Origin of the sequence: Motilimonas pumila, from assembly GCF_003596335.1 — a bacterium.
Taxonomy (GTDB): Bacteria; Pseudomonadota; Gammaproteobacteria; order Enterobacterales; family CBDFNC01; genus Motilimonas; species Motilimonas pumila.
In genome coordinates this window covers 37436-48657 of the sequence record NZ_QZCH01000004.1, presented here as the reverse complement: position 1 = coordinate 48657, position 11222 = coordinate 37436, and the positions used below count along the sequence as shown (strand labels likewise).

Annotated in this window: 6 protein-coding genes; 3 read left to right on the top strand and 3 right to left on the bottom strand. The window is 46.8% G+C overall.

Features of this window, described 5'->3' with window-relative positions; translation table 11 throughout:
* Positions 1–67 precede the first annotated feature (67 nt).
* The 3 genes from D1Z90_RS05520 to D1Z90_RS05510 are packed head-to-tail and all read left to right on the top strand — an operon-like array spanning position 68 to position 6178.
* On the top strand, positions 68–2254 hold the full coding sequence (locus D1Z90_RS05520; protein WP_119909754.1) for a glycosyl transferase family protein: 2187 nt from the start codon (positions 68–70) through the stop codon (positions 2252–2254).
* A complete protein-coding gene (locus D1Z90_RS05515; RefSeq protein ID WP_119909753.1) occupies positions 2247–5267 on the top strand; it encodes an NfrA family protein in 3021 nt (1006 codons plus the stop codon). The genes D1Z90_RS05520 and D1Z90_RS05515 overlap by 8 nt, the downstream gene beginning before the upstream one ends.
* Positions 5261–6178 carry a DUF4434 domain-containing protein gene (locus D1Z90_RS05510; protein WP_119909752.1) on the top strand — a complete coding sequence of 306 codons (918 nt, stop codon included), beginning with the start codon at positions 5261–5263 and terminating at the stop codon, positions 6176–6178. Before D1Z90_RS05515 ends, D1Z90_RS05510 begins: the two co-directional genes overlap by 7 nt.
* A gap of 124 nt (positions 6179–6302) precedes the next feature.
* Here D1Z90_RS05510 and dapD read toward each other — a convergent pair whose 3' ends face one another.
* The 3 genes from dapD to uvrA all read right to left on the bottom strand — a co-directional run bounded on the left by dapD (position 6303) and on the right by uvrA (position 11148).
* A complete protein-coding gene (gene dapD, locus D1Z90_RS05505; protein WP_119909751.1) occupies positions 6303–7334 on the bottom strand; it encodes a 2,3,4,5-tetrahydropyridine-2,6-dicarboxylate N-succinyltransferase in 1032 nt (343 codons plus the stop codon).
* Between the two features lie 119 nt (positions 7335–7453).
* Positions 7454–8092, bottom strand: coding sequence for a transglycosylase SLT domain-containing protein (locus D1Z90_RS05500; RefSeq protein WP_119909750.1), 639 nt, complete (start codon positions 8090–8092; stop codon positions 7454–7456).
* A gap of 215 nt (positions 8093–8307) precedes the next feature.
* The gene (uvrA, locus tag D1Z90_RS05495) at positions 8308–11148 is read right to left on the bottom strand and encodes an excinuclease ABC subunit UvrA (protein WP_119909749.1); all 2841 of its coding nucleotides are present in this window, start codon (positions 11146–11148) and stop codon (positions 8308–8310) included.
* Between the last annotated feature and the right edge of the window lie 74 nt (positions 11149–11222).

Here is an 11222-nt window from a genome sequence, read left to right as displayed (position 1 = left end):
TCTCTGTTTTCTCTACTTTGCTGTGCTAACCTATTCATAACTCTCTTGTTTACTGACAGGTGGCCTGATGTTTTGGATAGACGTCTTATCCAGTTACCTCTTTGCTTTAAAATACACGGTTTACATACTTGCGATTATCTTATTGATCAGCGGTATCGATGATTTATTCATCGATATTTGTTATTGGCTCCGTTTTGTTTATCGTAAGCTGTTTGTTTATCGCAAGCACCCTGAAACCCATTATCAAGACTTGCAGCAAGCAGACGAACAAGCGTTTGCCATCATGGTACCTGCGTGGCAAGAGCACGGCGTGGTTGGGCCAATGGCCGAATTGGCTGCAACCACCCTCGATTATGAGAATTATCATATTTTTGTGGGTACCTACCCCAATGATCCTGAGACCCAAGCCGAGGTTGACGAAGTCTGTGCGCGTTTTCCGAATGTGCATAAAGTGGTGTGCGCTAAACCTGGGCCAACCAGCAAAGCGGACTGTTTAAATAACGTTATCGCCGCCATTTTTCAGTTTGAACAACAAGCCAACTTTGCTTTCGCGGGTTTTATTCTGCACGACGCAGAGGACGTTTTAAGCGCGATGGAGCTTAGGCTTTTTAATCACTTAGTCGCGCGCAAAGACTTGATCCAGTTGCCTGTGTATCCATTTGCGCGACGCTGGACAGATTTTACCAGTGGCCATTACTTAGATGAATTTGCTGAGTTACATGGTAAAGACGTGCCGATCCGTGAGGCTTTGGTGGGACAAGTACCGAGCGCAGGCGTAGGCACGTGCTTTAGTCGCCGCGCGGTTGAGTTATTGATCAAAGAAGGGGACGGTATTGCGTTTGACGTGCAGAGTTTGACGGAAGATTACGACATAGGTATTCGCTTGCAGCAACATGGCATGGAAGAGATATTTGTCCGCTTTCCTGTGGTCACCCAAGATCATCAACGCCAGCACGTCAGCCTGTCGGGCAAAAGCTTAAAACAGAGCAGTGTAATATGTATTCGAGAGTACTTTCCCGATACCTTTCATACCGCGGTGAGGCAAAAATCTCGCTGGATCATTGGCATTGTATTTCAGGGTTTTAAAAACCACTCTTGGAGCAGTAACAAAAAATTAAACTACTTTTTGTGGCGCGATCGCAAAGGCGGTTTAACCAACTTGGTTGGCTTTGTCGCTGTGTTGATTTTCACCCAGCTTGGTTTACTTTGGTTGATCCAACACCTTGTTGATGATCCCTATTACTTTTTATCCATCTACGGCGATGAAAAGTGGCTTGCTTTGCTGCTAATCATAAATGGTGCTTTGCTGCTTAATCGAATGTGCCAGCGGTTTATTTTTGTCAGTGCTTATTATGGCTTTGCCCAAGGATTTTTATCATTGCCGCGAATGATATGGGGTAACGTGATTAATTTCTTTGCCAATGTCAGGGCGCTGCGACAAGTGCTTGAAATGGGCGATGCCAGAAGGGTGGCTTGGGACAAAACCAGCCATGATTTTCCGCATATAGGCGAAGAGCGCTCAACCCGTCGGCCTCTAGGGGAAATTTTGTTGGATCAAGGTGCCTTATCGGAACAAGATTTAGCGCAGGCGTTAAAAATGAAACCGATAGGTCAACGATTAGGACGTTATTTATTACAGCAAAATATATTAACGCCAGAGGCTATAGGACGCGCTGTTGCTGAGCAAGCTGGGGTGAGTTATCAAGCCGTGGCAATAACGAAACTTGATGAGTCATTATTCCCAACATTGTCCAAAGGCTTAGCCTGGCGATATGGTGTATTCCCTTTACTGAAAGATAAAGACGCCACCATAGTGCTGGCCAGTGAGCAGTATTTATCACCGGTGAGCCTCGCGGCAATCGCAAGGAAAATGCAACAACGGGTGCGCTACATTGTGGTGAACCCGGGAGCCGTTAGCTACCTGTTAAAGCGCCACTACAGCCAATTCGATGGAGAGATGGCACCGCCAGCTAATATGGACCTAACGCCAGTGCAAACAGAGCAAGCGTGGCAAGTGTATTTATCTCGGCAATGGCCGTTAGCCGAAGTGCTTGCAGAAACCTGCGAAATTGCGCCGCAGGTGATGAATCAGCTGTTAATTGGGTTTGAGAAAAGTGAACTAAGATTTCCCGATTACTTACTAGACAAAGGGGTGATAGCACCTGAGTCTCTATCACAAGCTATTGCACTGCAGCAACAGAGGCAGTTGCCATGGTCGCAAGTCATCGCACAATGGGGGAGCTTTCGTGTTTAGAGCTTTAAGTTGGTTGACGATTATTTTTCCTGTTGTGGTGTTAGCTAAAGCTAGCTTCCCTGCGGGTGAAGGGTTGTCGGAGTATCGCCAGTTTTTATTGTTCCCGTATGTCGACAAAGCATATAAACAAATGGAACAAGAAGACTACAAGGCCGCGATGGAAAACTGGCATTATGCACTCAAAGTATCGCCTCATAATGCCGTTGTTAGCAAAGAGTTGGTGCGGACGTATTTGAAATTAGGGCAATATCAACAAGCATATAGCCTAGTAGAAGAGCGGCAGGCCTACTTTGACGATCCTGCTTGGAATCGACTGCAGTTGACAGTGGTTATCGCAGCGCTAAATGCCAACCAAGGTGCTTTGCTATCTCGCAGTTTTGAATTGTTGAATAGCCGTAAATTTAATGAGGATGAGCTATCTGGATTATTGAGTGCTGTGCTCAATTACCACCTGGCAAAAGGTGAGATAAGCAAGGCGTTTGAATTGCGACGTCGATACTTACACATAGACACAGATAATTATACATGGCACTTAAGTTATGCTTATGCGTTGCTCAGTACTGGACGTTTAAGCGCGGTAGCTCAGCTACTAACAGAGCCTGCGTTTTCACAATCAGATGCCGGGATAGAAATTGAGCGGGCGCTACTTGAGGCATATGTAGCGCGAGACGATCAGCAAAATGCGATTCGCAGTCTGCAACGCCTAGAGTCCCTCGGTGAGTTAACGGTGCATGATAACTTACTATGGTCCAACATATTAGTTGAGCAAGGGGACCTCAATGCTGCTGCGGGCCGTTTAGTGCCTTATAAGCAAAATATTGAAGCGCAAATTCAGCTCGCATTTATTGACTTGGCGCTGCAGGAAGACCTTGGTGCTGCGAGAGCATTGCGTCAGGTTGTACAGTTGATGACCAATGCCGAACAAGAAAGAATTCTGATCCGGATGGCCAGTGAGTTAGCGCAAAAAAGTGCGCGTTTAGCGCGACGAGCATACGACTACCAGGTAAGCTTTGCGGAAAACGAAACCTTATGGCGAAATAAAGTCATTAATATCGCTTTGCATCATCATGACTACGACATTGCTCGCCAAGCGCTGTTGCAGCAAACGACAAGCCCAGAACAGCAACAAAAGCTGCTCAATATTTATTTAGCCCAGCAAAATTGGCCTCAAGCGTACGTCATTTCACAGCGGCAATATCAGCAAGCTCAAGGTCAGGCCAAGTTAACAAGGCTCAATACTTACAGCTATGTATTACTGCAGCAAGGTAAGCGTCGAGACGCTAAACATGTGTTAATGGCTCACTTTCCATATATATCAGCGGGGCATAAGCTGAAAAGTCAATTGTTGGCTCGGCTATGGTCGATAGAGTCTGAATTGAGCAAGCAAGATTGGCAAAAAATAGAAACCGCCAGCTCTCATCTGCCGGCTTCAGCTAAAGCTCAAGTCGCTGGGCTATTAGCTGAACAAGGGCGTTGCCAAGCTGCCGCAGATTTAATGTCACAGTCTCCTCGCCGCTCGCAATTGATGAGCTTAGCTTATTGTTATCAAAAACAACGTTCTCCGTTTGCATACGATTACTTTTTGGCTGCAGAAGCCTTGCAAAGCGATCGGGCCAGCACGGCGCAATTAGCTTACTATGACGCAAAGTATGGCGATTTTTCTAAGGCCTATGAACGTTGGTTGCTACTCAGTAAGCAAGCCATGCCAGCAGCAGATTATCTCGCTGCAACTTATACCGCGATTGTATTGCAGCAAGGAGTGCAGGGGCAGCGTTGGTTAGAGCAATATCAGGCGTTGAACGGTGAGGAAACAGCGCAATACCTCACGCTCCAAGCGCAAGTGTATGAGTTAAATCAACAGTCGGCGTATGCGTTAGTGCTTTGGCGTAAGTCATATCAGATTAATCCAACACGACAAAACGTATTGGCGATTGCCCGTTTATCTGAGGCTGATGAAGCAAAAGGAATACTTGAACGCAGTCTTATTTGGTTACCGAATGACATAGAAGTGCTTAGTCGACTCAGTTTAATTGCGGCGCAGCAGCAAGATTATGTCAACGCGGCAAAATACCTCGAGCAAGTAGTGGTACAAACGCCAGATAATTACCCGCTCTATGAACAGCTTGCCTATTATCATCAATTTGCAGGGCAAACCGAGCAAGCGCGGCAACGTTTAGAGCAAGCTATTGATGCCAAAGATTTTTACTTACAGGATCGCGAGAACCCAGAGCAACAGCTGTATCATTTAAAGCGCTTTAATACTGAGTTGCAACGCCAGTACGCCCTGCGAATAGATTATTGGGCGGGTGATAACGCCGTGCCGAGTCATTTAGTGATAAGTGCCAACGAGGCCAGAAAAAAGTACTCTAACTACTGGAACATAGAGCTGGATTGGTTAGATAAAAGGCAAAGCGGCCCATGGGGGGAGTGGGTCATGTATGGCCGTGTGTTTGGTCAAGCTGAAAGTAATAGCGCTGTCTTTAAGCCGGGCGGGGTCGATTCGTTATCACTTGGTGTTAGGTATCAACCGCTTCGTGATGTTAATTGGAACTTTTACTTTGAGCCTATGTATCGGTTTGATCAAGATGTGGGTGACTTAATGTTACGTACCACGGCATCTTTGATTTCGGATCCCGAGTTCTCTGGGGACTGGCATCCAGGCGAAGATAATTATTGGCTTGAGCAAGATATGTATTTAGACGCATCCTACTTGACTCATGATGACAGTTACGCCTTGCTTGCTAAATACAGTGTTGGCCCGCACTTTAAAGTATCTTCCTCTTTGGCACGAGCAAGTTCATTGAGGCCGTATATTATGGCGCAAGCTTCTAGTTCTAATTTAGGGGAAGACGTACGAGCTGGAGCAGGCCTTTCTTATAATTTTTGGAGCGGTGGTACTGAGCGCATGGCGTATAAGCAAAAAAGCAGCGTTGAAGTAGAGTATCACCATTCATTCGATACCTACTTAAACGGCAATAATGGCGTCAGTTTGATTTTGAGGTTGGCATGGTAAAGTGGATTTTTAGTTGCTATTTGTTTGCTTGCACTGCGTTGGCAAATGAACTGCCAACGCAAAGCTGGGTGTTTTATCAGCCTCAGCAGCAAGACAAGCAGATTACGCGCCTGCAGTGGCAAGGTGTGATGAAGGCGTTGAAGCAAGCCGGTGCTAAAGGGCTCGTGTTGCAATGGACGGCATACGGTGACAACACCTTCGGGCAGCCTCATGAACTGCAACTTAGCACGCTAGCAGAGTTTGCTGCTCAAGCAGGTCTTCAGGTGATGGTAGGCTTGTACCTGGACAGCAACTATTTTGAGCAAATTAAACAAGCTTCTTCGAGTTTGCCTTTTTACCTTAATAAGCACCGAGCCTTGTCCCTTAAGCAAGCTCAGCACTGGCAAGGTTTTAGTCAAACACCGGCCTTTGCTGGTTGGTATATAAGTGAAGAGATAGACGATTATCACTGGCAAGACTACCAAAAAAATCAGCTGCTTATTGAGCATTTAAGCGCATCTTACGAGCAGCTTCAACAGTTGACGCCTGAGGCACCTGTGTATATTTCAGCTTACCTAGGGGGGCATTTACCTGTGGTTAAGGCTCGGCATCTGTTGCAGCGTATTAGTTTACAAGGCAAGCTAAAAGTGTGGCTACAAGACGGTGTTGGTACCGGTGCGTTGAGCCATTCCCAGCGAGAAATGTATTTTAATGGGATATTTTCTTGTGCCAGTGAGCAAGGCCAGCCAAGTGGCATAGTGTTAGAGCGTTTTAGGCAGAACAAGCAAGCGGATAGCTTTGCAGCTGAACCCGCTGAAAATGCGCATTGGTATCAGCAAATTGAGTGGTCTAAAGCATGGTGCCCCTCGCAGAGCGCGGTATTTTCACTGCGTTATTTAACGTTAGCGAAACAGGCTTTTACGCCGAAATAACCTGGTACAAACGGGGGGGAGTGGTCAGAGGCACAGCTGGGAGCTGTGAGACGATGCTCTTGTAATAGCGGATACAAAAACGGCGCCTACATGGGGCGCCGTTGCTCACTTTGACGCCGCGCGCTTAGTTATTCGCGTGCAGCTCTGAGTTAAGCTCTACCGCAGATTTATTTGTTAAGCACTCAATGCGGCCAGAAACTGAGTTGCGACGGAATAACAAATCGCTCTTGCCTGCTAAATCTCTGGCTTTAACCACTTCAACGTCGTTACCTTGTGCGTCTAACATGGTGACTTTAGTGCCAGCCGTTACGTACAAGCCAGATTCTAAAGTACAACGGTCGCCCAGTGGGAAACCAAGGCCTGCGTTAGCACCTAACAGGCTGTTTTCACCAATCGATACTACTACGTTGCCGCCGCCACTTAAGGTGCCCATGATAGATGCGCCGCCACCAATATCGCTGCCGTTACCGACCATCACGCCTGCAGAGATACGACCTTCGACCATGCTTACGCCTTCAGTGCCGGCGTTAAAGTTCACAAAACCTTCATGCATAATGGTTGTGCCTTCACCTACGTGAGCCCCTAAACGTACACGTGCAGTGTGCGCAATACGCGTGCCACTTGGCACAACGTAATCAGTCATCTTAGGGAATTTATCCACACAGTTAACTGAAATCACACGGCCTTCAAGGCGCGCTTTCATTTGACGCTCAGTAAGCTCTGGCAGGTCGATTGGTCCTTCACTGGTCCATGCGATGTTATGCAACAAGCCAAAGATGCCATCAAGTACTAGACCGTGAGGTTTTACTTTACGGTGCGAGATAAGTTGCAATTTAAGGAAGCCTTCTGCAACAGAAGCCGGCTTCTCATCGCTTGCCAGTAGGACTAATACAAGCGGTTGCTCTGAATCTGCGGCTAGTTTTGCGAATTGAGCGTTGACTTCATCGCCAGCTTGCTCAAACGCTGCTGCAATCGCCGCTGTTTGGCTTGCTGCTACTTCAAAAAACTCATTGCCGCCTTGGTAATCTACTTGGCTCGCTAACGCTTGAGTTAACTCATCACTTGGCGCTAGCACAGGGTTTGGAAAATAAGCTTCGATAATCTTGCCGCTGTTATTTTTGGTTGCGGTGCCGAAGGCCAAAGAAAAACTTGCCATGTTTAATACATCTCCGTTGACGGTTTAACTGAAAATTGAGTAATTAGCTGCCCATAATAAAGACACTGGCGCTGGAAATGAAGTAGCAAAGGCCAGTTTATCGTGGATCCGCTGCCAGGTTACATCTGTAAACGGTAGCTTTGATAGTAACCCATTACTTTTTTAACGTAGTTTTGGGTTTCTTTATAGGGCGGGATTTGATTATTGTACTTACGCACGGCTCCAGGGCCAGCGTTGTACGCGGCCAGCGCTAAGCGTTTGTTGTTGAACTTATTGAGCAAGCCGCTGAGGTATTTAGCACCGCCTTCCATGTTTTGTAACACGTCATAGCTGTCTGTTACGCCAAGCATTTTGGCGGTGCCCGGCATAAGTTGCATCATGCCTACTGCGCCGGCACGCGAAATAGCTTGTGGGTTGTAACCAGACTCTGCGCTGATCACTGCGTGCAAGAATGCGGGTTCTAAGCGGTGGCGCTGCGCGACATCAACAATCGTCGGGTGATAGTGATCACGCAGCTGCTTGTTAATTCTATAAATGCGGATACGTTTGCTGGGTTTATCTTGCCAATTACCAAAACTGGCTCGGTTTCCCTTGTTGTCGGTGCGCATCAGCAGTTTGTAATTCTTGTTGAGTTTCTTTTGGGCAAAATGCGTCACACCGCGCTCGTCAGTCCAGGTATAGACATCGGCGAAGCTAGGCCAAGAGAAGATTAAACTAATGATAACAATACTACTGCGAATCACGACAACTAAATCCATTTATCAGGTCACCCATTACCCGCGGCAGTCTACCTGATTTTGGTGAAAAAGTAGACTTTTGCCGTCAAATGCTTGATGGTTTTTTGTACTTATGCACAAATATGTCATAAACTACGCCATCTAGAAAGTTGTAGTCAGGGTTGTTACCTTACTCCTTGCATCAAACAAAACAGTCGTGCGGGTACATAAGCGCTAAATATTCTGCTTCTTTAAAATTAGTCTTTTTCTTTATTCGGGATTAACAATGGTGTTAAGAAACGGGCAGTGTGACTGCGGGTTTCTGAACAAATGTCTTCAGGTTTGCCGCAGACTAATATTTCTCCGCCACCGTTACCACCCTCTGGCCCCAGATCTACGATCCAATCAGCAGTTTTAATCACATCAAGGTTATGTTCGATGATGACAATGGTATTGCCTTGATCCCTAAGCTTATTTAGTACTTCAAGCAAATGCTGAATATCGTGAAAGTGTAACCCTGTAGTTGGCTCGTCCAAGATATAAAGCGTTTTGCCTGTGCTGCGTTTAGACAATTCCTTGGCTAATTTAACGCGCTGAGCTTCACCGCCTGATAGTGTGGTGGCTGCTTGACCTAAACAAATATAAGACAGGCCAACATCAAGCAAGGTTTGCAATTTTCGTTTAATCGCGGGGACGGGCTCAAAAAAGTGCAGCGCGTCTTCCACCGTCATTTCTAACACTTCGTTGATGTTCTTGCCTTTGTATTTAACTTCTAAGGTCTCACGGTTATATCGCTTACCATGGCAAGCGTCACACGGTACATAGACGTCGGGTAAGAAATGCATTTCTACTTTTATGACGCCATCACCTTGGCAAGCTTCACAGCGGCCCCCCTTAACGTTAAAGCTAAAGCGTCCGGGTTTGTAGCCTCGGCTGCGAGCCTCTTGGGTGCCGGCAAATAGATCGCGAATGCCGGTAAAAATGCCCGTGTAGGTAGCCGGGTTTGAGCGCGGCGTGCGGCCAATCGGGCTTTGGTCTATGTCGACGACTTTGTCGAGGTGCTGTAATCCGGTGATACTCTTAAACGGCGCTGGCGTATGTGTGGTGGCGCCGTTGAGTTCTTTTTGCGTAATGCGGTAGAAAGTATCATTAATTAAGGTGGACTTGCCTGAACCAGAAACGCCGGTAATGCACGTCATTACACCAACAGGAATATCCAGGTTTACGTTTTTAAGGTTGTTGCCCGACGCGCCTTTCAGCTTGACCCATTTTTTGGTCAGTGGGGTGCGTTGTTGTGGTACCGCGATTTCTTTACGGCCACTGAGGTAATCTGCAGTTAACGAGCCCTCTGCTTTGAGAATGTCTTGGTAACTGCCTTGAGCAACTATTTCGCCGCCGTGCACTCCGGCACCAGGGCCGATATCTATGATGTAATCGGCAGTGCGAATGGCGTCTTCATCATGCTCAACCACTAACACGGTATTGCCTAAATCTCGTAAGTGATTGAGGGTTTTGAGCAAGCGCTCGTTATCTCTTTGGTGTAAACCTATTGAAGGCTCATCTAACACGTACATCACACCGACCAGACCTGCGCCAATTTGACTGGCTAATCGGATCCGTTGGGCTTCGCCGCCAGAGAGCGTTTCAGCGCTTCGCTCTAGGCTTAAATAATTTAAGCCTACGTTGACCAAAAAACTCAGCCGTTCAATAATTTCTTTTAAAATTTTATCCGCAATCTTGGCGCGTTGACCACTAAGGTTTAGTTCACTGAAGAATGCAGACGCTTCGCCAATCGACATGTGCGCCACTTTCGGTAAGTTCGTTGCGCCAATAAATACGTGTCTTGCTTCTTCTCTTAGACGACTGCCCCCACAGCTTGGACACGGTTGACTGTTGAGGTATTTGGCAAGCTCTTCTCTAACCGCATTGGACTCAGTGTCTTTATAGCGGCGTTGCATATTGGGCAAAATGCCCTCGAAAGGGTGTCGGCGCACTACTACGTCGCCGCGGTCATTCATGTAGTTAAACTCGATTTCATTGCGTCCGCTGCCGTTAAGAATGGCTTGTTGTGCAACGTCGGTGAGCTGATTAAATGGCGTGTTAACATCAAACTGATAATGTTCAGCAAGAGACGTTAACATTTGAAAGTAATAAAAGTTCTTTTTGTCCCAGCCTTTAATTGCACCATCGGCCAAGCTTTTACTGTCGTCTTGAATGATTCTATCGGCGTCAAAATATTGCTGAACGCCAAGTCCGTCACAGGTTCCACAAGCTCCCGCAGGGTTATTGAATGAAAAGATCCTGGGTTCTAATTCTTGCATGCTGTAGCCACACTGTGGGCAAGCAAAGTTGGCCGAGAAAATAAGGGCTTCTTGGTCGGCATCATCCATCCACGCCACGATAGCGGTTCCGCCAGAAAGCTCTAAGGTAGTTTCAAACGATTCAGCTAAACGAAGTTGGATATCGTCGCGCACTTTAAAGCGGTCTACAACGACTTCAATGGTGTGTTTTTTGTGTAATTCTAAGGTCGGTGGATCGGATAAGTCGCATACTTCACCGTCAATTCGGGCGCGAATAAAACCCTGCGCAGCAAGGTTTTGCAGCGTCTTGATGTGCTCACCTTTGCGCTCTTTGATGATAGGCGCTAATAACATCAGTTTGCTGTTTTCAGGTAGCTCTAATACTTTGTCTACCATTTGGCTGACAGTTTGCGCATTCAAAGGAATATCGTGAGTGGGACAGCGTGGCTCACCTACACGCGCAAACAATAAACGTAAGTAGTCGTAAATTTCGGTAATTGTGCCTACGGTTGAGCGAGGGTTGTGAGACGTGGATTTCTGCTCGATTGAAATCGCAGGGGATAAGCCTTCGATATGATCAACATCCGGCTTTTCCATCAAAGATAAGAACTGCCTTGCATAAGCAGACAAAGATTCAACATAACGGCGCTGACCTTCTGCATATAAGGTATCAAACGCCAGCGAAGACTTACCTGAGCCAGACAAACCTGTGATCACCACGAGTTTGTCGCGTGGAATGGTGAGGTTGATGTCTTTTAGGTTATGGGTGCGGGCGCCGCGCACTTCGATATTTTGCATGTTGGCTACTCTAATCTTTGGGTCAGCAATGATCAAAGTATCGCACAGTATAAACTGTATGAATAGACAGTTGT